General features: G+C 46.4%; 25 protein-coding genes. 14 read left to right on the top strand and 11 right to left on the bottom strand.

What is annotated here, in order from left to right:
* Positions 1 to 15 precede the first annotated feature (15 nt).
* The 4 genes from FKQ60_RS12955 to hemN all read left to right on the top strand — a co-directional run bounded on the left by FKQ60_RS12955 (position 16) and on the right by hemN (position 3,351).
* On the top strand, positions 16 to 654 hold the full coding sequence (locus FKQ60_RS12955) for a class I SAM-dependent methyltransferase (RefSeq protein ID WP_154169780.1): 639 nt from the start codon (positions 16 to 18) through the stop codon (positions 652 to 654).
* Positions 654 to 1,226 (top strand): Der GTPase-activating protein YihI, encoded by a 573-nt coding sequence (yihI, locus tag FKQ60_RS12950; RefSeq protein ID WP_170904960.1) that lies wholly within the window; start codon positions 654 to 656, stop codon positions 1,224 to 1,226. The genes FKQ60_RS12955 and yihI overlap by 1 nt, the downstream gene beginning before the upstream one ends.
* Positions 1,227 to 1,235: 9 nt before the next feature.
* Positions 1,236 to 1,724, top strand: coding sequence for a DUF2489 domain-containing protein (locus FKQ60_RS12945; RefSeq protein WP_170904959.1), 489 nt, complete (start codon positions 1,236 to 1,238; stop codon positions 1,722 to 1,724).
* 238 nt (positions 1,725 to 1,962) lie between these two features.
* A complete protein-coding gene (hemN, locus tag FKQ60_RS12940; RefSeq protein ID WP_161439324.1) occupies positions 1,963 to 3,351 on the top strand; it encodes an oxygen-independent coproporphyrinogen III oxidase in 1,389 nt (462 codons plus the stop codon).
* A gap of 102 nt (positions 3,352 to 3,453) precedes the next feature.
* Here hemN and FKQ60_RS12935 read toward each other — a convergent pair whose 3' ends face one another.
* The 5 genes from FKQ60_RS12935 to FKQ60_RS12915 all read right to left on the bottom strand — a co-directional run bounded on the left by FKQ60_RS12935 (position 3,454) and on the right by FKQ60_RS12915 (position 7,789).
* Positions 3,454 to 4,635, bottom strand: a complete 1,182-nt coding sequence (locus FKQ60_RS12935; RefSeq protein ID WP_170904958.1) for a heme biosynthesis HemY N-terminal domain-containing protein — start codon at positions 4,633 to 4,635, stop codon at positions 3,454 to 3,456.
* Positions 4,632 to 5,840 carry a uroporphyrinogen-III C-methyltransferase gene (locus FKQ60_RS12930; protein ID WP_170904957.1) on the bottom strand — a complete coding sequence of 403 codons (1,209 nt, stop codon included), beginning with the start codon at positions 5,838 to 5,840 and terminating at the stop codon, positions 4,632 to 4,634. Before FKQ60_RS12930 ends, FKQ60_RS12935 begins: the two co-directional genes overlap by 4 nt.
* A gap of 20 nt (positions 5,841 to 5,860) precedes the next feature.
* Entirely contained in the window at positions 5,861 to 6,583 is a 723-nt protein-coding gene (locus tag FKQ60_RS12925) for a uroporphyrinogen-III synthase (protein ID WP_158144559.1), read from the bottom strand.
* Between the two features lie 3 nt (positions 6,584 to 6,586).
* Positions 6,587 to 7,525, bottom strand: coding sequence for a hydroxymethylbilane synthase (gene hemC, locus FKQ60_RS12920; protein WP_158137517.1), 939 nt, complete (start codon positions 7,523 to 7,525; stop codon positions 6,587 to 6,589).
* A gap of 81 nt (positions 7,526 to 7,606) precedes the next feature.
* Positions 7,607 to 7,789, bottom strand: coding sequence for a hypothetical protein (locus tag FKQ60_RS12915; protein WP_004393917.1), 183 nt, complete (start codon positions 7,787 to 7,789; stop codon positions 7,607 to 7,609).
* 149 nt (positions 7,790 to 7,938) lie between these two features.
* Between FKQ60_RS12915 and FKQ60_RS12910 the strand changes: the two genes are divergently transcribed.
* From FKQ60_RS12910 to FKQ60_RS12875, 8 genes are all read left to right on the top strand, one after another.
* Positions 7,939 to 10,467, top strand: a complete 2,529-nt coding sequence (locus FKQ60_RS12910; protein ID WP_158137515.1) for a class I adenylate cyclase — start codon at positions 7,939 to 7,941, stop codon at positions 10,465 to 10,467.
* 244 nt (positions 10,468 to 10,711) lie between these two features.
* Complete coding sequence (locus FKQ60_RS12905; protein WP_083797725.1) at positions 10,712 to 10,924, top strand: lipoprotein; 213 nt, start codon at positions 10,712 to 10,714, stop codon at positions 10,922 to 10,924.
* Between the two features lie 30 nt (positions 10,925 to 10,954).
* Positions 10,955 to 12,208 (top strand): diaminopimelate decarboxylase, encoded by a 1,254-nt coding sequence (lysA, locus tag FKQ60_RS12900; RefSeq protein ID WP_170904956.1) that lies wholly within the window; start codon positions 10,955 to 10,957, stop codon positions 12,206 to 12,208.
* 11 nt (positions 12,209 to 12,219) lie between these two features.
* The gene (gene dapF / locus FKQ60_RS12895) at positions 12,220 to 13,050 is read left to right on the top strand and encodes a diaminopimelate epimerase (RefSeq protein WP_154169812.1); all 831 of its coding nucleotides are present in this window, start codon (positions 12,220 to 12,222) and stop codon (positions 13,048 to 13,050) included.
* Between the two features lie 14 nt (positions 13,051 to 13,064).
* A complete protein-coding gene (locus FKQ60_RS12890) occupies positions 13,065 to 13,748 on the top strand; it encodes a DUF484 family protein (protein WP_170904955.1) in 684 nt (227 codons plus the stop codon).
* Positions 13,741 to 14,670: a tyrosine recombinase XerC gene (xerC, locus tag FKQ60_RS12885; RefSeq protein ID WP_004393922.1), complete on the top strand. Its 930-nt coding sequence runs from the start codon at positions 13,741 to 13,743 to the stop codon at positions 14,668 to 14,670. The genes FKQ60_RS12890 and xerC overlap by 8 nt, the downstream gene beginning before the upstream one ends.
* 3 nt (positions 14,671 to 14,673) lie before the next feature.
* Positions 14,674 to 15,393: a 5-amino-6-(5-phospho-D-ribitylamino)uracil phosphatase YigB gene (gene yigB, locus FKQ60_RS12880; RefSeq protein ID WP_170904954.1), complete on the top strand. Its 720-nt coding sequence runs from the start codon at positions 14,674 to 14,676 to the stop codon at positions 15,391 to 15,393.
* Positions 15,394 to 15,577: 184 nt separating this feature from the next.
* Entirely contained in the window at positions 15,578 to 17,977 is a 2,400-nt protein-coding gene (locus tag FKQ60_RS12875; protein ID WP_249374170.1) for an EAL domain-containing protein, read from the top strand.
* Here the strand turns inward: FKQ60_RS12875 and FKQ60_RS12870 are convergent.
* Both FKQ60_RS12870 and FKQ60_RS12865 read right to left on the bottom strand, forming a co-directional pair.
* Complete coding sequence (locus tag FKQ60_RS12870) at positions 17,954 to 18,559, bottom strand: DTW domain-containing protein (RefSeq protein WP_170904977.1); 606 nt, start codon at positions 18,557 to 18,559, stop codon at positions 17,954 to 17,956. The genes FKQ60_RS12875 and FKQ60_RS12870 overlap by 24 nt on opposite strands.
* Complete coding sequence (locus tag FKQ60_RS12865) at positions 18,553 to 20,097, bottom strand: hypothetical protein (protein ID WP_170904952.1); 1,545 nt, start codon at positions 20,095 to 20,097, stop codon at positions 18,553 to 18,555. Before FKQ60_RS12865 ends, FKQ60_RS12870 begins: the two co-directional genes overlap by 7 nt.
* Positions 20,098 to 20,144: 47 nt before the next feature.
* On the opposite strand from FKQ60_RS12865, the gene FKQ60_RS12860 reads away from it, so the two are divergent.
* Positions 20,145 to 20,609, top strand: coding sequence for an EVE domain-containing protein (locus FKQ60_RS12860; RefSeq protein WP_040903590.1), 465 nt, complete (start codon positions 20,145 to 20,147; stop codon positions 20,607 to 20,609).
* A 105-nt stretch (positions 20,610 to 20,714) separates the two neighbouring features.
* Here the strand turns inward: FKQ60_RS12860 and FKQ60_RS12855 are convergent, their stop codons facing one another.
* From FKQ60_RS12855 to FKQ60_RS12845, 3 genes are all read right to left on the bottom strand, one after another.
* A complete protein-coding gene (locus FKQ60_RS12855) occupies positions 20,715 to 21,554 on the bottom strand; it encodes a Cof-type HAD-IIB family hydrolase (RefSeq protein WP_170904951.1) in 840 nt (279 codons plus the stop codon).
* A 126-nt stretch (positions 21,555 to 21,680) separates the two neighbouring features.
* On the bottom strand, positions 21,681 to 22,655 hold the full coding sequence (locus FKQ60_RS12850; RefSeq protein ID WP_170904950.1) for an alpha/beta fold hydrolase: 975 nt from the start codon (positions 22,653 to 22,655) through the stop codon (positions 21,681 to 21,683).
* Positions 22,656 to 22,957: 302 nt separating this feature from the next.
* The gene (locus tag FKQ60_RS12845; protein ID WP_154169824.1) at positions 22,958 to 23,428 is read right to left on the bottom strand and encodes a Dps family protein; all 471 of its coding nucleotides are present in this window, start codon (positions 23,426 to 23,428) and stop codon (positions 22,958 to 22,960) included.
* Between the two features lie 324 nt (positions 23,429 to 23,752).
* Between FKQ60_RS12845 and FKQ60_RS12840 the strand changes: the two genes are divergently transcribed.
* Entirely contained in the window at positions 23,753 to 24,766 is a 1,014-nt protein-coding gene (locus FKQ60_RS12840) for an acyltransferase family protein (protein WP_170906617.1), read from the top strand.
* On the opposite strand, the gene FKQ60_RS12835 is transcribed toward FKQ60_RS12840, so the two are convergent.
* Positions 24,763 to 25,098, bottom strand: a complete 336-nt coding sequence (locus FKQ60_RS12835) for a DUF2500 domain-containing protein (protein WP_154169828.1) — start codon at positions 25,096 to 25,098, stop codon at positions 24,763 to 24,765. The genes FKQ60_RS12840 and FKQ60_RS12835 overlap by 4 nt on opposite strands.
* Positions 25,099 to 25,358 lie beyond the last annotated feature (260 nt).

The raw sequence follows: 25,358 nt of genomic DNA, 5'->3' as shown, positions 1-25,358 counted from the left end.
AATCAGGAGGCGACAATGCAGACTTGTCCTTTGTGCCACAGCGTTCAAACCCACGCTTACTTTGCCGATAATCATCGCGCTTATAGGGAGTGTTCGGTTTGTCGATTGGTCTTTGTGCCTCCGGTTGATCGATTGAGCGCTGAACGTGAGAAAAGTTTCTACGATTTGCACGACAATAATCCTAACGATCTGGGCTATCGTCGTTTTTTATCGCGTCTTTCTCAGCCAATGCTTGAGAGACTTGCTCCTCAATCGAAGGGATTGGATTTTGGCTGTGGCCCAGGCCCGACGTTGTCGGTCATGCTTGAAGAAGCTGGACACGACGTCGCATTGTATGACTTCTTTTATTATCGACAGCAAGAAGTCCTACAAAGGGACTATGATTTTATGACTGCCAGTGAAGTGATTGAGCATTTACATGATCCTCACCGTATTTGGCAGCAATGGCTGAATTTAGTTAAGCCAGGAGGCTGGATTGGTATCATGACCAAACTAGTGAAAAACGTGGATGCGTTTGCTGGATGGCACTATAAAAATGATCTTACTCATGTGAGTTTTTTTAGTCGTGATACCTTTCAGTTTCTGGCCGAGCGGGATAAGCTCGAACTTGAATTTATCGGAAATGATGTAATTTTACTGAGGAAACCCCAGTAATGTCTCGTACAAAGAAAGCAAAAACCGGCTTTAACGGTGAACTGATTGTTGCTCGTAAACGTAATCGTAGTGAGGCTGATGTAGAAAGCCGTGAGCGCAAAAAATTGAAAAAACGCAAAGGACTGAAAAGTGGTAGTCGCCATTCCGATGGCGGTGAGCAAAGTCAACGTACTGCTGAGCAAGCTCGCGATCCGCGCTTGGGAAGCAAGAAAAAAATTCCATTGATCGTGGAAACGGGTAAAAAAGCCAGTAAGCAGCAGCGCCGTTTAGATGCTGAACAAGAGTTAGCGATGCTGGAAAATGATCCTCAGTTGAACGTTCTGCTAGATAGAATTGATAGTGGTGAAAATCTGGGTGCGGGTTTACAAAAATACGTCGACGAAAAACTCGATCGCATCGAAGTATTGATGAAGCAACTTGGGTTGTTCGATGATGCTGCTGATGAAGACGATGAGCTTGAAGATGATTTTTCTGTCCCACAAGCGACTCAATCTAAGGTACGTAAAGTTCAATCCGATGATGAGTTGTTGGCGCAATTTGAAAATCTAGATGTGGATGGGTACAAACAGTAGGACAATGGTATGAATACGCTTTTGTTGATGATGGTTGGTGGACTGATCATTCTTGGTTTGGCAAGCTATGCCGTTTACTTGTTATTGCAAGTTAAAAAACAAACTCAGTTACAGCAGCAACATCAAACACTGGCAATAGAAAAACGTAACGCCAATATTTTTGATAGTGTGAATACACTCTGTTTGGCCGGTATTCAAGGTCAGTGTGATTTATCGGAAATCGCCATTCGAGTTTACTGCATTATGGATTATGTGCAGGGTGAACAACGGGTAGACTTTGACCGTGACTATCCAGCCACCGCAGAGCTGTACCACATTGTTAAAGATATGCCTCGTGGCGACGCTCGACAAGCGATGCCAAAGCAAGAAAGAATGCGCCATAACCTGACGCGTCAGAAAGCAGAAGTGCGTCTTAATGATGCGATTGTTGTTGAGCTAAAAGCCTTACAACAGCGTATTCGGCCGTTGAATCAACAAATTCCTATTCAATTCGTTTAATCTATTCATCCGGTTTTCAATGAATGCTTTCGATGGTGTACGCTTGTCGCGTTATACCTCGAAAGCCGTTGCGGTGCCAACACGCAGACGATCTCTATTGCCCTTGTTTAACGGGTAATAAGAAGTGATCCGGCTAGCAATTTAGACTATTTTATCGGTAAATCTTCTTTTGCTGCCCGACGCTATGTCTCTGGTGTGGCAAAATAATCAGTCCACGTTCAATAACGGAAGAGTCACTATGTTGTCGCCAGTCGTACCCAGTCAGCAGATTGTTTGGGATCAAACCATTTTAGACAAGTACAACTACTCGGGGCCGCGTTACACTTCCTATCCAACCGCGGTGGAATTTCACGAAGCGTTCACGATTGCCGAATTTGATATGGCTTGTGCGCGTTATCCACAGCGACCGGTATCCCTGTATATCCATATTCCTTTTTGTCACAAGCTTTGCTACTACTGTGGCTGCAACAAAATCATCACTCGCCACTCGCATAAAGCGGATGAGTATTTAGATGTGCTGGAACACGAAATTCGTCAACGCGCACCATTGCTGCTTTCGCGTCCTGTGACTCAATTGCATTTTGGTGGTGGTACACCGACGTTTTTAACCAACGCTCAAATGAGTCGTTTAATGACGTTATTACGGGCTGAGTTTAACTTTCAGCCCGATGCGGAGATCAGCATTGAAGTTGATCCACGTGAGATTGAACTCTCGGTACTCGATCATTTGCGGAGTGAAGGTTTTAATCGCATCAGTATCGGAGTGCAGGATTTTGATAAACAAGTTCAGCAGTACGTTAATCGTGAACAAGATGAACAGTTTATTGTTGATTTAGTAGCGCGCGCCAAGCAGCTTGGATTTCGTTCGACCAATCTAGATTTAATTTATGGTTTACCCAAGCAGACGGTCGCCAGTTTCCACGCCACTTTACAACAAGTGATTGAGATGCGTCCGGGGCGTTTGTCAGTGTTTAACTATGCGCATATGCCTGAGTTGTTTGCCGCACAGCGTAAAATTAAATCTGACTTTCTGCCCTCGATAGAGGAAAAAATGGCCATCTTGCAAGATACCATTAGCACTTTAACGGGAGCGGGGTATCAGTTTATTGGCATGGACCATTTTGCGTTACCCGATGACGAGTTAGCCGTGGCGCAGCGTAACGGTGTTTTACATCGTAACTTCCAAGGTTACACCACGCAGGGCGATTGTGATTTACTGGGATTTGGTGTTTCTGCCATTTCAATGGTCGGCGATGTGTATGCCCAAAATCAAAAAGATCTGAAACGCTATTATCAGCAAGTGGATGAGATGCGTCACGCGCTATGGAAAGGGGTGTCATTAGACAGTGATGATCTGCTACGCCGTGAAGTCATTAAACAACTTATTTGTAATTTCCAATTAGATAAACAGGCAATAGAACAGGATTTTAAGCTGCGTTTTAATGACTATTTCCAGCAAGACCTCGCGTTATTACAAACCTTCATTGATGATCAATTGGTTGAAGTGGACTCGCGTTTTATCCGCGTCACCTTACGTGGCAGATTGCTGATCCGCAATATTTGCATGTGTTTTGACAAGTATTTACGTCAGCGCGCCCGTCAGCAGCAGTTTTCTCGGGTTATCTAATCTCACGTATCATACCTGATATCGTAATCGCTCACGACGATTGGGAAGAGCATCAGAAGAGTATAAAAAGCGGTCCATCGTACAGAGGGACCGCTTTTTCTATTAAGCGGTGGTCAGTAAGGATAAGGCTTTACGACTGACATCGTGCGCCGCTTGTGGGCGATCTTGCTGCTCTAATGCTTGAGCTAAACAGGCGTAATCTTCAATATTCACTCGAAGTGATAAAGCCTGTTCAAGGTGCTGTTGCGCTTGTGCCCACTGTTTCTGGTGGAGCAGAATTTGGCCTAGCGCGCTGTGGGCTTCGGCATTATTTTTATCGCGACGTAGCTTGTCTTGCAGTAAGGCGATAAGTGGCTGTTTATCTTTTAGCGTTAACTTAGGCAGAAAGCGATATAACTCAGTCGTAGGCTGCTTATTTAGCCATTCTTTGAGTAATTTAAACGCCGCTGGGTCGGCTTGACGCTGTAATAACTGCTCAATCATTTCAACCATTAAACGGGTTTCGTTTTTAAGGATTTTGGGTAGCGATTGCCAATAGGTCAGTAATCCTTCGCTACCACCTTGAGTTGCCACAACGCTGAGCATTGCTTGTTGAGCTTGTAAGGTCAGGGCATCGGCCTGTGATGGGGTAAGTAATTGAGCTTTAGTCAATTTTGGAATTAAGGCCAGGAGAGGTTGCCATTGCTCTAAGGCGAGATAAGCTTGTTTTAAGCGCTTTAAAACCAAAATATTATCAGGGTAAGCCTGTGCTAACGGAGTCAGAATATCAACCGCTGCCTGCCATGCTTGGTCGCTCAATAACTGTTTGGCGCGAGTCAATTCAACCGCTAGGGTGGCATTCGGTTGTTTAGCGGCTAACGTCAAATAGTCGTCTCGTTTACGCTGATCGCCTTGTTCATGAGCCGCTTCTGCCGCGGCCAAATAACAGAGTAGCGGCATATCATGATGATTCGCCCAGCGAGTGACTTTTTTCTCGGCCTGTTTCCAATCCCCTTCAAGTAGTTTAATCATACCTTCATCGGTGTAACGGCGGGAGCGGCGTTGTTTACGAATCGTAAACCAGTTCCATGTGCTGCTGCTGGCACGAAGGATTTTTTTTATCAGATATTCAAGAAAAAATAGCCCCGCCAGTAAAGCGACCATCAAAATGATCAGCGTGGTGACGCTCATTTCGATACTGGTATTAGCGATGGAGATCAAAACATAGCCTTGTTGGCCAGCGTATTGGCTACCCACAAATAAGCCTAGGCCGAGGACAACCAGTAAAAACAGTAAACGAATCATTGCTGTCCCTCCGTCATTATTGGTGCCACAGAGCGACGTAACCGTTCACGAATCACATCAGCGAGTGGCTGTTGAGCGGTGAGCTGAGGCGTATCAAGCTGAATGTGTTGTTCAGCCAGTTGCTCAAGGCTATGAGTAAAGGCTTTGACCTGCTGATCGTATCGATTGAAATAATCGTTTGACCATTCTAGGGCCATATTGAGGGAGAGCGTGTAAATCTCTTGTTGCTCGCTGTAGATCGCTTGGATGGCGGTATCTAATTTAGCTTTAAGGTTCTCACGAAGATAAAGATGTTGCTGTGGTGATAACAGCGGTATCGCTTGTCCATCTCTTACGCGAAAGGTAATAAAGTTATCGGCAAAGGCTTGCAAAGAGGTGCGTAGATTGGTTTTCCAATCAGCAATATCCTCTGAAACGGTCGGTTGGGTAGGCTGAGTTTCCTCTGGCAATAGTGCATTGGCGAGCGGTAGTTGGTCGATACGCTGCTGCAGACTCATCAGACGCAGCACTAAGCCATCTCTATCGATGAGCGGCATTGCTTGTAACTGAGCGATATCATGGCGTAGTGCGCGACGCAGTGAAGTTAAACTTGGATCATTGAGCTCCGCAACACGTAAATCAGCTTCTTGGACTAACTGAGTCGCAGTCTCGATATCACGCTCTAAATACAGTTTGCGTCCCGCGAGTTTGACTAAGTAATCCGCTTCTGCCAATAGCCAGTCATTGGGGCGTCGACCTTGAATCTCGGCGAGTGCGAGATGCAAGCTATCGACGCTCTGTTTTTGCTGATTAAGCAACAGTTCAGCTTGAGTCGCTATATCACGAGTAGCGGTAATCGCTTGTTCTTTCGCTTCGCCAAGCTGAGTATTGATGGTGCTGCGAGCTTGATTGAGTTCTGCTCGTAGCGCGCCTATTTGCGCTTGATGGTCGGCACGCTGCTGCTGCATATGTAAAGTGAGGCCGCCACTAAACAACACCGTTAACACAATCGCAATGCTGGCGAGTTTACTGCCACCGCTTACTGGACTACTGACGGAGGTGGTCGTTGGCGGATTGACGGTTTTCGGCGAATTTTCATGGCTTGTTGAGTCTGCCTTACGCTCGGTTTGTTTGGTTTTTGCTTGGTCACTCTTATCGACCGGATCGCCGGATTGAGGTGAAGTTTGCTGCGGTTTTTGTGGAGAGGGGTGGTTATTATCTGTCATGGCTAAATCCTGGGTTAAGGCTAAACAGCCGCCACTAAATCGCGGTTTGCCGCACTTCCTGTTATCACTGTATGCTGAAACCCCAATTCTCGTGCTTGTTCAGCGATACGTTGACTGGGGATCAATAAGCGTAATGCCCTCGTCCAAGCTTGAGCTTTGCGAGGCAGTTGTGAACAAAAAAACGCCAGCTGCTCACCGCTGGTAATGATTAAGGTATCGACGTTGGCTGCTTGCCAACGTGCTAACGCCGTTTCACCGTCAAAAGGCAAGGGGCGTCGCTGATACATTTCACGGTAGTCAACGTTGGCTCCTCGTTGGTGCAGTGTTTGGTAAATTAACTCTCGCCCGCCATTACCACGCCAGATGACCACTCGTTTTCCGGCTACCGATTGTAGCGCTGGCAACGCCAAAAGATGTTCACTATCACTGATCTCGGGGTAGTGTACGAGTTGTTGGCTGGCTTTGCTTAAAACCTGTGCGGTTTTTTGACCAATGGCAACATAAATCGCACTGGTTGGCCACGAGAGTCGCTCCGCTTGGAGCGTGTGTTCAACCCAACTAACCGCATGTTGGCTGGCGACAACAATCACCTCATAGCTGGAGAGTTCTGAGCGGAGTAAGGCTAAGTCCATTCCAGCGTCGATACGGATTAATGGATGATGCAGTGCGTGATGTCCATGTTGCTGGAGTAATTGGCACAGTGCTTCGCCTTGTGGCTCTGGGCGAGTGACCAAGATCGCCATGGTTTACTCGTGATCAGCGTAGAGTTTATTGAGGATATCACGCGCACCTTGGTCAAGCAGTTGCTGGGCTAATTCAACGCCTAGGCGTTCGGCTTGTTGGCGTGGGCCTCGAATCTCACCACGGATGATCCGTGAGCCATCTGGCTCGCCAACCAAAGCACGTAACCAGATCTGCTCACCGTCTAATTCGGTGTAACTACCGATAGGCACTTGGCAGCCACCTTGTAAGGTCAGGTTCATTGCTCGTTCGCAGATCACGCGATCATAAGTATCGGCATGATTTAAGGGTTCGAGTAAGGTGAGGAGACGTTGGTCATCTAAGCGACACTCAATACCGACAGCACCTTGACCAACCGCTGGGAGCGATTGTTCTGGAGATATAAAGCTGGCGATGCGCTGTTCCAGTTTTAAGCGTTTTAATCCTGCCGCGGCAAGGACAATGGCATCAAACTCCCCAGCATCCAATTTTGCTAGGCGCGTTCCTACATTGCCGCGTAATTCTTTAATGATAATATCAGGGCGCGCTTCTTTAATTTGGCATTGGCGGCGAAGACTGCAAGTACCGACAATGGCACCATGAGGCAGCGCTTCAAGGGAGTGGTAGGTATTAGAGACAAAAGCATCACGGGGATCTTCACGTTCGCAAATCGTGACTAATCCTAATCCGTCTGGAAAATCTACCGGCACATCTTTCATCGAATGGACGGCTAAATCGGCGCGTCCTTCCAGCATCGCGACTTCCAATTCTTTAACGAATAGCCCTTTCCCACCGACTTTGGCGAGAGGCGTATCCAATAGCACATCACCACGAGTAACCATAGTCACCAGCTCTACCGCTAAGTGTGGATGAGCAGCTTGTAAGGCATCTTTTACAAAATGTGCTTGCCATAAAGCGAGCGGGCTTTGCCGAGTGGCAATACGAATTGGAGGCGTGGAAGTCATGATAATCCCGATAAACAGTCAACAATACTGACATCCTAACATTGTGCGCAGGAAAGTTTTAATACTAGATAGCGATGAAGCTCATTTGTGACTAAATTGATGATTTTTAGTGAAAATAGTGTGATGAGCTTCTCGTTGGTATCCTCCTAAACCGCTCTTCGCTTGACGAAGTAAGCCAGCAAGTTGAGTGGTGTTTGTGGCGATATCGAGTAAAATAGACAGTAAATGAGCAGTACTGCCGCGTTTGTGTTTTAGAGTCGTCATTTGCTCAATCAATTACGACTTTAGTATGATAGAGAGTGCAGATGACTTTACCCAGCGGATTTAAAGTGTTAAATTGATCACGTTTTGTTTAGTCTGTCGTACAAAACATATCCAAAGCGGGCGTTAATGTTTCAACCAAGGAACCAACCTTGCAGGCTTACACAAAAACCTTAATTCAGCGATTAGATAATCTTAACCGGCAACGCACTGAGCGTGCGCTGGCGCTTATGGATTTACAAGGTCAGCGTGTTTTTCATCTGATCCCCGCTTTGCTGCACTACAACCATCCTTTGATCCCCGGCTATTTTGAACAGCAAGTGCCACACGGTATTGAGTGTTTTAGCCTAGATCCGATTCAGCAACAATTAATCGATGATACGCAATTGGCTTTAGGAGAAACGCTGCCGGTTCCTAGTCAGCCGAGTATTTTAGGTTTATACACGATGGGAAGCACGTCATCGATTGGCCAAAGTACCTCAAGTGATTTAGACATTTGGGTATGTGTGGCGGCCAGTATGAGCTGCGAACAGCGTGAACGCTTAAGCAACAAATGTTTGCTGATCACCGATTGGGCAAAAAGCCAAGGTGTCGAAGCCAATTTCTTTATTATGGATGAACAGCGTTTTCGTCATAATCAATCGGATCAAATGACCGGTGAGAACTGCGGTTCTTCTCAACACCTTTTGTTGTTGGATGAGTTCTATCGTTCTGCGGTTCGCTTGGCCGGTAAGCGCTTATTGTGGCAAATCGTACCGCCTGAAATGGAAGAGTGCTACGATGAATACGTCAATGTATTGTGTGCTAATCACTACATTGATTGCAGTGAATGGATTGATTTTGGACGCCTAAATCGAATTCCTGCCGAAGAGTATTTTGGTGCCAATTTATGGCAATTGTATAAAAGTATTGACTCGCCTTATAAATCGGTCTTAAAAGCGACCTTATTAGAAGCTTACTCTTGGGAATATCCCCATACTCAATTACTCAGCATTGATACTAAACGACGCTTTTTTGCCCATGAGCCCGATCTCTATGGGATGGACGCGTACTATTTGATGCTGAAAAAAGTCACTCGCTACTTAGAGCGAATTGGTGACTATTCACGACTTGATTTAGTTCGCCGCTGTTTTTATCTTAAAACCCATGAGAAATTATCGCGAGATCCAAGCGCGGGGTCAGTTGCGTGGCGGCGTGAAGCCTTAACTGAAATGGTTCAAGATTGGCAGTGGGATGCAGCAACAATTGAGCAGCTAGATAACCGCCGTCATTGGAAAGTAGAGCAAGTAAAAACTGTTCATCATGCTTTATTGGATGCGTTAATGCTCAGTTATCGTAACTTGATTCAATTTGCGCGTCGGCATGACATCACTTCGGCGATCAGCCCTCAAGACATTTCTATTCTCGCGCGTAAATTGTATGCCGCGTTTGAAGTGCTGCCCGGCAAAGTGACGCTGCTTAATCCACAAATCTCCCCAGATTTGCATGAACCGGATCTGACTTTTATTGAAGTTCGTCCGGGACGAAGCAACCCTCCAGGGTGGTATTTGTATAAGCAGCCGCCACGGGCAGAGCGCATGATTGGTCAGCGCTGTTTAGATCATCACGAATATTTAAGTAAACTTGTCGCGTGGGCCTTCTTTAATGGCTTAATCACCGAATCGACGCATTTACATTCTATTGTGCGTGATGCGCATCTCGACCTCGATAAGTTTTATCAAATGGTCAGTGATCTAAGAAATACCTTCTCGTTACATAAACGTCGCCCGACGATGGCCGCGCTCGCTAGCCCTTGCGAAATCAGCCAACTGGCGATGTTCATTAATTTTGAAAATGATCCAACCACCCAACTCACGGGCAAATCGCTTAAGGTTGACGTTAAGCGTTTGGATATTTTTAGTTTTTCTGAGCAGCAGCAATGCTTAGTCGGCAGTGTTGATCTGGTGTATCGCAATTCTTGGCAAGAAGTGCGTACCCTGCACTTTAAAGGCGAAACTGCGATATTGGATGCGCTGAAAACGGTATTAGGTAAGATGCACCAAGATGCGATTCCTCCTGAGTCGGTGGATGTCTTTTGCTACAGCAAACATTTGCGTGGCGTGATGCGTAATTTGATTTATCAATTGCTTGCAGAGTGTATTGATTTGCGTTTGAAGCCTGTTGAGCAAGAGAAGCGGCGTCGGTTTAAAGCGATGCGGATTGGTAAACAGATGTATGGCCTGTTTTTTGAGCGACGAGGGGTCTCGGTACAACGCTTAGAAAATTCCGTCGATTTTTATCGCAGCATTTCGAGTAATAAACTCAAAGGCTCCCCATTACTGATGTTGGATCGCGAGCAAGATTATCAACTGCCGGATGTGGTTGATGGCTTTGCCAGTGAAGGTTTAGTGCAGTTCTTTTTTGAGGATACTGAGCAGGGCTTTAACATTTACGTGCTCGACGAAGCGAATCGGATTGAGGTGTATCATCAGTGTAGCGGTGAAAAAGATGAGATGATCACCAGTGTTAACAGCTTCTATACGTCAGTAAAAGATGATAATCAGATTGCTGCTAAATTAATTAACTTTAATCTGCCCCAGTATTACCAAATTATTCATCCTGAGGAAGGAGAGAGCTATGTGGTGCCTTATCGTAATGACTCCTCGGTTTATTCTCGTCCTTCAAAAGTGATCAATGCCTAAGGTCAACAGACCCTAGTCGCGTGATGCCTGATTTAGGCTGTTTCCTCTCTGCCATTTTACATCGTTTGAGTTTATCGCAGCCTGTGATTGATTCTCGACGGCTATCGAACCACCTCATTTTGGTGAGGTATGATGTTTTGATATGCCACCAGCCAGCCGACAGCTTGGCTGCGTTGCGCGAAATATTCGATGATGATTCCCCCCTTATTTGTCTGATGTATTCGAATTAACTGCCAACCCGTGGATAAAATTCAGCGTCGTTCATCCTGTCTATGCTATTGCTTTTCCTGATTGTGGTGCGATTATAGAGAGCATTGAGTCAATAATTACGATATGCACAATGAAAAAAACCATAACAGCCCTATTTTTGCTATCTGCTCTTGCGTTAGCAGGGTGTGGACAAACGGGTCCGCTATATCCGCCTGATCGTGCTCAACCGAGTGAACAGAATCAGTAAATTCAAGACATTAGATTAAGGGACATTATTTTGGATTACTTTAATTATCAGGAAGATGGTCAGCTTTGGGCAGAAAACGTCTCTCTCGCGCAGTTAGCTGAGCAATTCGGCACCCCGTTATACGTTTATTCAAGAGCCACGCTTGAGCGCCATTGGCATGCCTTTGATCAATCCGTTGGCGCACACCCACATTTAGTCTGCTATGCGGTGAAAGCCAATTCCAATTTAGGCGTGTTAAATACGTTAGCTCGTTTGGGATCAGGGTTTGACATTGTCTCTGGTGGCGAATTAGAGCGTGTACTGGCTGCGGGAGGTAACCCAAGTAAAGTGGTTTTTTCTGGAGTAGGAAAAACGGCGGCTGAGATGAAACGTGCACTGACATTGCAGATTAAGTGCTTTAATGTTGAGTCGGAACCTGAGCTACTGTTATTAAATCAAGTGGCGGGTGAGCTTGGCGTGACAGCGCCGGTCTCGTTGCGGATCAATCCAGATGTCGATGCGCATACTCATCCCTATATTTCGACAGGCCTGCGCGATAATAAATTTGGCATTGCCTTTGAACGTGCGCCAGAAGTGTATCGTCTGGCCCACAGTCTGGAGCACATCAATGTGCGCGGTATTGATTGCCATATCGGATCTCAGTTGACGGCGCTCGAGCCATTCATTGATGCTACCGATCGTCTACTGGCGCTGATTGACCAATTGCACGCCGAAGGGATCTCCATCGCGCATCTGGATGTCGGTGGTGGTCTGGGTGTGGTCTATCGTGATGAGCGTCCACCTCAGCCGGGAGATTACGCGAAAGCCCTGTTGGCTCGCTTGCACAATCATCCACATTTAGAGCTGATTTTTGAACCTGGTCGTGCCATTGCTGCCAATGCTGGGGTGTTATTAACGCGAGTTGAGTTCTTAAAACACACTGAGCATAAAAACTTTGCGATTATTGATGCGGCAATGAACGATTTGATGCGTCCAGCGTTGTATCAAGCTTGGCAGGATATTGTGCCGGTCGCGCCGCGTGCCGGTGAAGCCGTGACTTATGACTTGGTTGGCCCGGTGTGTGAAACGGGCGACTTCTTAGGTAAAGATCGCGCGTTGGTGCTAGAGCAAGGCGATTTGTTGGCAGTTCGTTCTGCGGGCGCGTATGGTTTTGTGATGTCATCCAACTACAATACTCGGACCCGAGCGGCAGAAGTGATGGTGGATGACGATAAGATTCATCTTGTTCGTCAACGTGAAGCGCTAGCGAGTCTTTGGGCGTTAGAAACTATTTTGCCGGAGTAAAGTGATCATTTATGCATTTCCATTTTTCTAAAATGCACGGTTTGGGCAATGATTTTATGGTCGTTGATTGTATTACCCAAAACGTGTTCTTTTCTCCGGAGCTGATTCGTCGTTTAGCCAATCGCCATACTGGGGTCGGTTTTGATCAGCTCTTGGTGGTTGAAGCGCCGTATGATCCAGAAACCGATTTTCACTATCGGATTTTTAATGCTGATGGCAGTGAAGTGGAGCAGTGTGGCAATGGCGCACGCTGCTTTGCGCGCTTTGTGCGCATGAAAGGCTTAACTAATAAGTACAGCCTGAGTGTCAGCACCAAAAAAGGCAAAATCATTCTGAGCATTGAAGAGGACGATCAGGTGTGCGTGAACATGGGCATTCCTGAATTCGAACCGAGTAAAATTCCGTTTCGCGCTAAGCAAGCGGAAAAAACGTACATTATGCGCGTCGATGAACAGACGCTATTTTGTGGCGCCGTCAGTATGGGTAATCCTCATGTGGTGACCGTGGTAGAGGATATCGCTAGCGCTGAAGTTGAACGAATCGGTCCTTTATTGGAGTCGCATGAACGTTTCCCTGAGCGTGTTAATGCTGGCTTTATGCAGGTTGTCAATCGTCAGCAAATTAATCTGCGGGTTTACGAACGTGGTGCTGGTGAAACTCAGGCGTGCGGTAGCGGTGCTTGTGCCGCCGTTGCGGTCGGCATCTTACAAGATTTGTTGGATGATACCGTTACGGTTAATTTGCCCGGTGGTCGTTTGGAGATCAGTTGGCAAGGCCCAGGACAGCCTTTGTATATGACAGGACCGGCAACTCACGTGTTTGATGGTCAACTCTCTTGCTAAAGTAAGGATGTGTTTTGTTGCAACCACAGGTAGAGGCTCTGACCGCAGAGGTCGTGGCCGAATATTTAACCGATCATCCCGATTTTTTCCAGCACCGGTCTCAATTGGTGGAACGCTTGTCCCTGCCACATCCACAGGCAGGGGCCGTTTCTCTGGTTCATGTTCAAATGGCCCGTCAACGGCAGCGGATTGAAGAGTTGGAAGAAGAGATCACCGCTTTAATGTCTCTTGCCGCCAATAATGATCGCACTTTCCATGAATTTATGGATTTACAAGAACAGTTATTAAAGTGTTCGAGTTTACCTGCCGTATGTCGAGCGATTGAAGCGACCGCGCAGCGACTTGGACTAATGGCCTATCTGCGCTTAGTTGATACAACGCTGGCGGAATACCGCATCAACCAAGAGTCGTTGCAGCGTTTCTCAACCAATCATTTTAATGGCAAACAAGCCTATTTAGGTCGATTACGGCAAGCCGATCGCGGGTTATTATTTGGCGATCAGTGTGCGGCACCCGAAATGGGCTCTTATGTCGTATTGCCTCTTGGTCAGAATGCCGCACAAGGGATTCTGGCCTTTTCCAGCCCCGATGGTGGCCATTTTCAACCTTGCATGGATACGCTTTTTTTACGTCATTTGGCGCTGTTGCTGAGCCACTTGATCACCGTGTTACCTTGGCAATGTGATCGCAATGAGTGAAGAAACGTCGGTATTACCGAGCGGGTTAGCTCAGCCGCTATTGCGCTTTTATGAGTATTTGCGCAGTGAGAAAGGTTTGAGTTTACATACTCAGCGTAATTATCAGCAGCAGCTACAGGCTATGGCTGGTCATCTTCATCATCTCGGTGTGAGTGAATGGCAACACGTCGATGCGGCTTGGGTTCGTCAGCTAGCCAGTAAAGGGATGCGCGATGGAATGAAAGCCAGCAGCTTAGCGACGCGTTTATCTTCTTTACGTAGCTTCTTTGATTTTTTAATTTTACGGGGTGAGTTGAGCGCCAATCCTGCCAAAGGAGTTTCTGCGCCACGAAAACAGCGGCCACTGCCGAAAAACCTGGATGTTGATGAGATGGCCCAGTTGCTTGAGGTGACCGACAATGACCCCCTGTCGATTCGTGATCGAGCGATGATGGAGTTAATGTATGGCGCTGGTTTGCGTTTGGCAGAGCTGGTGGCGATTAATCTTAAAGATCTCAGCTTTAGCCGCGGCGAGATTCGAGTGATTGGTAAAGGCGATAAAGAACGGAAAGTACCGTTTTCAGGGCAAGCCAAAGAGTGGGTGGGTAAATGGTTGAAGGTGCGTGATTCGCTATTGAAAGGCGAGGAAGTGGCGTTATTTATTTCTAAGCTCGGTGGTCGAATCTCGCATCGCAGCGTACAAAAACGCATGGCAGAGTGGGGGCACAAGCAGTCGGTGGCCAGTCATATCAGTCCTCATAAACTGCGTCATTCGTTTGCCACTCATGTGTTGGAATCGAGTAATAATTTGCGTGCCGTACAAGAATTACTAGGCCATGAGAACATTTCAACTACGCAAATTTATACTCACCTTGATTTTCAACATCTTGCTGAGGTGTATGACCAAGCTCATCCACGAGCCAAAAAGAAAACCAAGGAGTAGTTGATGCTGTTTTACCGTCAGTTAGGACCGATTCGAGCGATGAGCTTTGATTTGGATGACACCTTGTACGATAACCATCCAGTGATTGAGCGTTTAGAACAGCAGGTGACGCAATGGTTGCATCAGCAGCATCCATTGACCGCTAGCCAACCTAACGCATGGTGGGTAAGCCTCAAGCGGCAGATTGCAGTGCAAGATCCTTGGTTGCGCCACGATGTTACCCAGTGGCGTTTTGAGCAGGTAAGACAAGGATTGTTGCAGTTAGGCTACTCTGCATCTTTGGCGCAACAAGTCGCAGAAGAAACGATCCATGAAGTCTTACGCTTACGTAATTTGGTTGATGTACCACCAATGACACATCAGGTATTGAGTTCTCTAGCGGAAAAGCTGCCGTTGATTGCGATCACCAATGGTAATGTTGATGTTGAGCAAATTGGGTTAAGTGGCTACTTTCAGAGCGTACTGAAGGCTGGTCCCGATGGGCGAGCTAAACCTTATGCGGATCTTTTTGAGAAAGCTAGTCACAGGTTAGCGCTTCCGGCCAGAATGATTTTGCATGTTGGCGATCACTTGGTCACCGACGTGCAAGGGGCGAAGCAAAATGGTTTCCAATCGTGTTGGTATAACGATCAAGGTCTCACTTTGCGTGAAAACTCACGTACAACGGTTTTGCCTGATGTTGAAATTCATCGACTAGAGCAACTTAATCAATTGATTTCTTGAATAAACATTGTGATCTATATGGTTAATCATTAACGTAGTTGCACAAATGATACAAGTTGTATTCGCAGTCTGAGTTAGTGAGAGTATGTTCACAACATCGTTATTTTTTCCGGCACAATCTGAGGTTCCTGAATTACCTATTCATCACGCCTTGGCCAAGGCGGGTCAATTACTGATCCAATTAATGTCCAGTGAATCGATAGAGAAAGTTCAAGCATGGGTTGATAGATTATTGACCCTATATCCTGAGGCCAAGGTGATTGGTTTGAGCGCTGAACCGATGATTCATGATGGTCAGTTGTACCACGACGGTACGTTATTGATCTTCAGTCACTTTGCTAATACTCAACTTACCTGCTCCGCGCAAGCGCTTTCCCACTCTGGAAGAAAAGACACCCAAGCGTTAGTTGATGGCTTGATGTTACAGCCCGACTCTCAGCTAATGGTGTGTTTTGTCAGTCAAACTCACATTGATGATAAGGCGCGTTTTCATGCCTTGAATACCTTTGCTCCGGGGATTATCGTCGCAGGGGGGTTAGCCACCGAAACGAAACAAGGGCAATGGGTTTTGCTCGGGCGACAGTTATATCATCAAGCGATGGTGAGTGTCGCCTTGCATAGCGAGAGCTTACACGTTCAAACTGGGGCTTATACGGAGTGGAATCCGGTTGGGCGAACCTTTCGGGTCACGGCTGCCAATGGCTGCATGGTACAACGTATCGATGATATACCGATTCGTCAATTGTATGATCGTTACTTGGGCAATGGTCAATCGGTACCGCTGGAGAGATTGAGCCATTTCCCGCTAATGAAAGGTGAGGCCACTTTACAAGACGTATACATGCCGCTTGCCGAACAAGATGGGAGCTTACTTTTTAATGCGCCATTAGCGGTAGGGGATGAGGTGCGGTTTTGTTTTGATCATCCATCGATAACCTTGGAACAAATCTCGATCGGTGCTGAGCGACTACGTGAATTCCAAGCCGAGCAAATCGTGATTTACAGTTGTACTTCACGTTTGGACTTTATTGCTGGTAACCAAGAACTGCTGCCTTTACAAAACCAAGCGGCCACTCATGGTGGCTATTTAGCGGGTGAGTGGTGGCATGACGGACAATCACAACGCATGCTTCATCACAGTATGACCTATCTCGCTCTGCGTGAAGGCACGCCAGCTCAGACTACGTTAAGCCCTGCCTATGTCACCAAACACGATGAAATTGCCCCGTTATTCAGTCTGATTCGTAATGCGTTAGATGATCTGGACGAGATGAATCGTGATTTGACCCAGAAGATTCAAGATCAAGCTTCCTTGCTTACCGCGAGCTATCGAGTCGATCGACGTACTGGTTTACCTAATCGAGTGGTGCTGCGTGAACGGCTATTACAGATGGTGAATGGTGAACATTTACTCGCGCTAAAATTGACCAACTTCCATCAGATTAATGAAAAATACGGTTATCAAGTTGGTGATCAGTTATTGGTTGATTTAACCGGCCATTTCCAAGATTACCTGACGGTACATCTGCCAGGCCTGAGTTCACTGTATGCGATTGGTGTTGGCGAGTGGGCGACGGTGTTTAGCGCTGATCGCGATGAAGAAGAGATTCATCGTCTGTTTTCGCAATTTGTTGAGCAGCTTGAGCATGTCAATTTTGAACCTTATGGTTTACCGGAAGTGGATTATGTTTCTGTTTCGCTGTGCGCGGGATTAGTCAGCCGTAAAGAATTTCCGGCTGAAGATGCGGACGATTTATTGCTACGCGCGATTGAAGCACGTCGGCATGCCTTTCAGCGTAATCGGCATTTTTGTAGTGCGACGCGATTACGTGCTCAAGATGAATTACGTCAAAAACGATTGGGCTGGTTATCCTGTGTGAGCCGGGCGGTTTTGGATAATAATGTGTTGGTGTACGGCCAGCCGATCGTACATGCTCATTCTCATCAACTGGCTTCTTATGAGTGTTTGGTGCGCATTGAAGACGACGGGGAGATTATTCTACCGGGACGATTTTTGCCGATCATCGAAGGCAGTCATCTTTACACGCGCTTAAGTCGGCAAATGATAAAAAGCACCTTTGATATCATGCGTGATCGCCATGAAGCGTTTTCAATTAACCTTTCTCCGCAAGATTTAATGAGTGAACGCACGCTACTGCGTCTTGAGGCCGCGGTGAAATCGCTGACTGATCCATCGCGAGTGGGGTTAGAAGTGCTCGAAAATGAACAGATTAAAGATTATGGCCAGATGATTGAAGTATGTGAGCACTTTAAGCGTTTAGGCGTGCGAATTATTGTTGACGATTTTGGCAGTGGTTACTCGAATATTGACGAGATTATTAAATTAGAGCCGCAAGTCATTAAGCTAGATGGCAGTTTAATTTGTAATATCGATCAAGACATTAAGCAGCGTAAAATTGCTCAGCAATTGATCAAACTTTGCCAAGTTTTGAATGCCAAAACGGTGGCTGAATTTGTCCATAACCAAACCGTCTGTCAGATAAGCGAAGACATGGGCGTTGATTACCTGCAAGGTTTTTACTTAGGTCAGCCTATGCGCTTACGTCAGCGAGTGCTCGCGTAATCGATGGCCACTTTTGTCGGCCTGTAGGGTTTTCATGAATGTGTCGAGAAAATCGGTCAATGCCTGCGCTTGCTGAGGTTGGTGGATGTGCTTGAGCAATTCACTGGCTACCTCTAAGGTGCATAAATGTCCCGTTTGCTGGTTACGCCTTAGCTGGTAGTGAGAGGTTTGCATGGTCGTTAAATGGGCATGTGGTAGGTTTAACCATGCGCTTTTGCGCAGCATTTTTTTCGCTTCCTGCCAAGTGCCATCTAAGACAATAAAGTGAGGGATTTGTCCGTTATCTTGTGCATGTTGCAGATGCTGCTCGACAGGTTCACTGTGCTCACTGGGATAAATTAACAGCGAGTAATAGCCTGGATCATTGAGGCGTTCGAGCAAGGCAGTGGGCGGCGTGCGTCGCTGCCAGAGATAGTCTGCGCAATCGGGCAAGGCTTTAACCAGCCAGCGACCCGTATTGGTCTCACGTTGATACTCATTTTCATGCATCAGTAACGAGAGGGTTAATGGGCCGGTGAGCGATGGAACCGCAGAGCAAAGACATTGCCATTCGAGACCACATTCTAAGCAAGCCATTATAATTTCACTCCACTTTTGGGTGCTAATCCATCGGCAAACAGCGTGACACCGCTGATCTGTGTTGTTTGCGCCGGTTGAGCGTCGCGAGTGGTGACCGGATAGCTGATGCCATTATAGGCTAATTGATAATGCTGGGTTTGCTGATCACGTCTGAGAGGTAACATCAGATCTTGCCAGCCATGATGAGCGAGCTTACCGAGTTGAAAAGGCGTGGTGACCTGATTGATACGGCTGTTAAAACGCCACTCTCCGGCTTTTTGCTCGAAAATTAGTAAGGTGCATTGGTCTTGCTGACACCAGTCCAGTTGAACGAGCAACTCTGGTGTTTGGTTGCCATTTAAGTCGTACTTCAACCAGCGATAATGGACATGACTTGGGTCGGTCTTGTGCAGAGCAAAATAGCGTTTGATCGCTTGGTCGACTTGCTCATCATAATCACCGCGAGAGGGGATAGACTGCGGACGGTCATTTAAGGTTGGTCGATGAAAGGTCGCTTGCTCGTCAGTGACGCTTTTGGCTTGAAAGAGCGTCAGGCCCCCTTCACTAATCGGATAGACTTGGTGGCCAATTTTTTCTTTATCAGCATGCAACTGGAAGCCATCACGGGTGTAAATCCGTTCTGATAATAAGTATTGCTGTTGATGGTGGGTCATGACTACTTGCACTTGCTTAGGATTGAGCTGTTGCCAATAACCTTTTTCAACCAGTTCCCGTTCGCCACTCAAATAACGATAACGTGTGATGGCACTGTGATCAGCGTTCAGCTCTAGCGTGACGCCAAATCCGCGTTGATCACTGGCACTTGCAAAGTAGGTACCCGCCCAAGTTTGCGTGGTATCGACGTTGCTCAATGTTGCACAGCCTTGATAAGTGGTTGCGGATAAAGTTAAGGTTGATCGCCAACTGTAAAGCGTGTCACTCATGTTATCGGAGCAAACGGCACGCACTAAACTGAGCTGGCCTTCTGGAAACTGATAATGACGTTGCTGAGTCGACAGTTGGCTATTCTCAATCATAAAATGCTGTTTATCGCCGCCTAAAGGCTGAAATTCTAGCCCTTGAGGCGTGAATTGAATGGACCAAAACGGTTCCGTACCAAAAGCGCGGGTCGGACGTGAGGGATGCTGGCAGCGCTGAGGGTTTTCTGCGCTCAGTTGGTTGATCTGCTGGACGACAAAGCGTGCGGTATAATCACCATTAAATCCCGTTTGACTCGGTGGCGTCAGATAACCGATGACCTCACCATAGAGAGCTTGATAAGGTTGATGAGCCACTGCTCTCGCTTGTTGTTTGAGTTCCGGTGATAAGTCTAACCAATACTGGTTATTGCTATCACAAGGGGTTAATGAGCTGACATCTGGGCCGAGAACGACTTCGCCACGCAGGATAAAGGTTTGCATTTTTACACTGGCAGGGTTATCGAGAGTCGCAGGGATCGGCTCTGAGCTTGGCGCCACCGCTGATTGCTCAGGTGGTGGTGATGAACACGCTTGGATAGCAAGCAGCGCAAAAAGGGCGGCTAGTGTGGTTAGCTGCTTCATGTTCTCTCTTCCTCGTGGCAGAACATACAAAAATATAGGGCTTCATTATGGCATATTGGTTGTTTAAAACTGAACCGGATACCTTCTCTATTGACACTTTACGAACACAAAAGGTTTCGCCTTGGGAAGGGGTACGCAATTATCAGGCAAGAAATTGGCTACGCGATGCTGTCAAAGAAGGTGATAAGGTGCTGATTTATCATTCATCTTGTCAGAATATTGGTGTGGCGGGCATTGCGCAAGTGGTACGGGAAGCTTATGTTGATCATTTTGCATTTGATGCCAACAGCGCGTATTTCGACCCTAAATCGAGCCCAGAGTCACCGCGTTGGTTGATGGTTGATGTTGAGTTTGTACGTAAAACTCAACGTTTGATCCCACTGTCAGAGCTAAAACTACTGCAGGAACTGGCGGCATTGCCTTTGGTGAAAAAGGGGAATCGGTTATCGGTGATGCCACTCAGCGAGTCAGAGTGGCAAGCGATCATCGCCCAAGAAGGGGTGAAGGGTTGATATTGTTTATTGCTTTCTTTTGGAGCGAGTTATAAAGGGGATGAACACAACCAGAGTTAGGCGTGATTATCCCCTTTTGTTTGACTTCACGTGGTTTGTTGACAGCTATTGTTGGTTATGACCCAGTAAGTGCTGCTGTAGGTAATGAGCGACGGCGTCGTCGGCGTGACTGCCGATAACGGTGTTATTGGGTAAGGCGCGAAATACTTTTTCATGTGCCGTTGCCATCACTAATCCTTTACCTGCCATTGAAAGCATTTCCACATCGTTCATGCCATCACCAAACGCGATACAGTGTTCCAGTGTTAAGCCTAGAGATTGAGCAATCGCTTGTAGCGCTTCGCCTTTCGATACCTCCGCTCCCATCACTTCTAAACACCAAGGGGTTGAGAAAGCTACACTCAGCTGTCCGGCGAAATGTTGGTTAATTAAGTTTTCGTAGTGGACGAGCTGCTCATGATCTTGTTTGGTATTAGTGAAGAAGATTTTAGCGACGCCTTGATTCGGGGCTGCATTGACGTCAAAGACTTGATAAGTAAAGCCGGAGTCTTCGTGGAAATGGCGCAGTACTTCATCTTCACGATTGAGTAACCAGTCGTCATCGCGATAAATATGCACATAAATATCGTCATCGTGTTTGACCAGATCGATGATCGCTTGGACTAACTCTGCAGGTACATTTTTACTGTACAGTTCTTTGTCATGCTGATCATGCACTCGAGCGCCATTTGAGGTGATCATATAGGCAGGGATGCCAGCAATTTCACGAATGCCAGCAACATCAATATGATGTCGTCCGGTAGCAAATACGAAAGTAAAACCTTGTTGATGAAGAGCGTGCAGCGTCTGCTTGGTGATTTCACTTAATTGATGGTTAGGCGCTAACAAGGTGCCATCGAGATCGGAAGCGACAATACGTACCGGTGTTGTTTGTTCAGTGGTCATAAAACCCTCGTTGTACTGCTAAAATGCCAAGGCATAACTGTGGCAGACTAGTGTAAGTGAAAATGATTGTCCAAAAGAGGGTAAACCTAGAACGGGTTCTTTTCCTCTATTGGCAATGCGTGGTCATTATTGGGAATGCTGTGCAAAAAAAGCCAGGATTTTATCTAACACGGGAGTGCGGTAATGATCGCTTTCAAACAGTAACTCATGCCTTGCGCCATCAATAATCTCGATCTTGGCTTGAGGGTTGGTGCGTGCTAATTGCGTCATGAAGCGAGTTTGAGCGTGATTACTGACAATCGTATCTTGTCCTGCTTGCAGCAATAACAAGGGGAGACGAATACTTTTCATCTCTCTAAAGCAACGTTTAATCGCCAGTAGGCTTTGCCAAACCCAATGTGCACTTGGTCCCCCCAATTTTAGTTGTGGCTGTTGTTCATACAGCTCACGAAACCATTGGTAGCGAACAGCGCTGTGGGTAAGTTGGTTAGTGGCAAAAGGTTTTGGCAGATAAGCGCCATAGCCGGGAGCGTAATGGGGAGTCGCATAGGTAGCACTGAGCAGCTTGGTCAGAGTGAAGGCGATTGGCCGCAACTGCCAAGGCATATTGATCCCCAGCATGGGGGCACTAAGTACAACCGCATCAAAAGGGTGGTTTGGATAACTTTCTAAGTAGCGTGTGGTAATGGCGCCGCCCATTGAGTGAGCCAACAGATAGCGTTGCGTGTAGTTTTGCAGTGGAAACCTAGTGATAAGTTCATCCATATCACGCACATAATCATCAAACTGCTCGACATAGCCCATTTGTGGGTCAGCAATCAGTCGCTCTGACAGTCCTTGGCCTCGATGATCAAAAGAGTAAATATCATACCCTTGGTGAAATAAGTCATAGAAGAGTTCTTGATACTTACACGCAGACTCAATACGGCCATTAACAATGATAATCACTTTATTATGCTGCGCAGCGGTAAGCGAGCACCAATAGAGCCGTTTATTATCAAGCGTCAGGTGATAACCTTGCTGACGAGATTGCCAACATGGTGCGATATCGTGCTGCATAGCGTATTGAAACTGGGCTTCTTGAGTATAAGAGTTTGGCATGAGCTTATCTAATCTATGGATGATGAGGTGCCGTCTGCAAAGGACCGACTTGGCTAGCATAAGCCAGTCAACCAGAATTGCAATGCCTACCTGCAACGCCAAATCGTTTGTATAAAGGCATGACAATATTAGCAGTGCACCCATTCACTTTTTTGATGGATTGGATCCGCCAATAAAAAAGACCGTGCGCTTATTCATCCTTGTCTTTGGGGAGGGAATACGCGCCGGTCAAAAGGGTGGTGATTATTTATGGATGGTTTAATGATTCAGTAATCGTGATCTGTTTAAGCTTCGACTTCGGTTTATTGCAGCCAAGCGTTAAGCATCCAGACCAGTTTTTCTTGCTCGCGAATGTAGTCACCCATTTGTGCGCTGGTGCCTTCATCGCCAACTTCAGCGGCAAATGCGAGGATCGCGCGCTGTTGAGTAATTAATGCACCAAAGCCGTTCACCAGCCCTTGCATGGTCGTTTGACCATCGGTTGCGTTAGTGTGTTCTGCAATTTCCGTGGCATGTAAATAGGCGCTAAAACTGTGCAAGGGCTGAGCACCAAGCGTTAAGATGCGTTCGGCTAACTCATCAATTTTGGCTTGTAGATCGGTGTAGATCTCTTCAAATTTACTGTGCAATTCAAAAAAAGCTTTGCCTTTGATATTCCAATGGTAACCACGAGTGTTCATGTACAGCACTTGGTAATTAGCCAATAACTGGTTTAAGGATGCAGCGAGTTGCTGGCTTTGATGACTGTCTAGGCCGATAAGATTGGTTTTCATACACTCACCTCATTAATATTTTTATAACGATCGATGGTAATCGATGACAAGATTTTGCTGTTTTGCAAACGTTGAAGCTATGTTATCGCCCGATGAGGTGTTAAGAAAATGGGTTGTGGGTATTGTTTTAATAGGTTAAACCGATGGAACTGGGTTGCGCTTTGATTGATGAACTCACCATTGACAGACGATTAGCTTTATTTTTACCTCTCTTTTAAATCCATCCGTTATAGTTATTTTTCTATTTTGGGTAACCCTAAGTCCATCAGTCTATGCTCTAGGGGGAGCGGGATTGTTGCTTATTCACCACCTCTAGAGCACGTTATGACTAAGCGAGTGATTTTTTTTGATTTATTGCGTTGTGTTGCTGCTATTGCAGTGATTGCGATTCATGTCTTAGCGCCTTATCGGTCGATGATGGGGATTATTGCTGATCCACAATGGATCAGCGCGGTGACGATTAATGGCCTTAGTCGCTGGGCTGTGCCGATTTTTATTATGATTTCTGGCGCCTTGATGCTGAGCGACCCAAGGCCATTTGAGTTACGCTATTACCTTCAGCGAAGATTAGGCAAAGTGGTGGTTCCCTTTGTGATTTGGTCGCTGTTTTACGCTTACTTAAGCGGCTGGAGTATTCGCGGATTTGACCTCAACGTAGTAAAACAAACGTTGATTGATAGCCCTCATCAAGAGACCTATTACCATTTAGGCTTCTTTTACTATTTTATCCCGCTGTATTTACTTATTCCTTGTTTACATTGGTTAGTTAATCGAGTCGATGATGGCTTTTGGTACAGTTTGGTGACGATATGGTTAATTACAACAGGCTTGTACTTATTTGGTATTGACGGGCCATGGAGTCATGAGATTTGGCTCTATAGCGGTTATTTGCCTCTAGGTTACCTGCTGTACCAAAAGCTGCGGCTATCGTCTTTTAGCCTATTATTAGTTGTCATTCTGGGCTCGTTTGCACTGTATATGACGGTCCAAGCGGTACTGGAATTGAGTCTCATGCACGGGCGGTATACGGTTGGGCGTTGGTTATCGTATAAAACGCTTAATGTCGTTGCTGCGGCGATCATGGTCTTTGTGTTGTGTCGCTCATTAGCTGAAAGATTACCAAGTGCAGTGCAGCGTTGGGTAGTGATCATCAGCCAGCACAGTTTGGGCATTTATTTATTGCATCCGATTTTCCTATGGCCAATGAAAACTTACGCATGGTATGACGGCCATCCCTTATGGGTCATCCCACTTTGGGTATTATTGAGTGGCGCGGGGGCATTACTCACCAGTTATGCTTTATCAAGGTCGACAGCCACTCGTTGGTTACTGCCTTAAGTTTTCAAAGCAAAGTGGAGAAATTTTCGTCCTTGGTAGGTCAGTATGCCTTGATCGCCTGGATTTAAAGCGTGGTAGTAATGCGGGCCAATTTGAAATTCTCGTTTCGGGCCCAATGTCCCTTTTTGGACATAAATCCAATATTCTTGTTCCTCTTGTTCGGGAAGTGGGTTATCTATGACCACGATTTGTTTGTCTAAAACGGTGACGAAGGCGGTACGTTCAGGGGCATTTTCACCTTGAACATGTTGACGAAAAAAACGACTAAATAACCATAAGCCAATCAATAATAGGGCCAGTATAGTTACGATAAGTAACAGAGAAGGTGACATTATATTCTCCGGAAAAGCCGCTGAGCTAAACTCATGACGGGGCTCGATAGTAGCCAAAGACAAAGAGTGAAGACTGAGTTTACCGAAGTGGTTGACTTTAGGGGGAGTGAAGCGAAATTGCGTGATTAACTCAGCATTAAGCAACAAGATTTTTCGGTTGAGTTCACATTTTGGCGGTGAGATTTTTTCTGGCGCGACAATTCAGTCGTGCCACGTTTTACGATCGGTAACAATAGGATCGTGGTAGTGTATACCTAAAC

It is taken from the genome of Vibrio sp. A11 (assembly GCF_013048705.1).
Classification (GTDB): Bacteria; Pseudomonadota; Gammaproteobacteria; order Enterobacterales; family Vibrionaceae; genus Vibrio; species Vibrio metschnikovii.
Note: the sequence above shows the minus strand (reverse complement) of the source record. Positions and strands in the feature narration are given on the sequence as shown.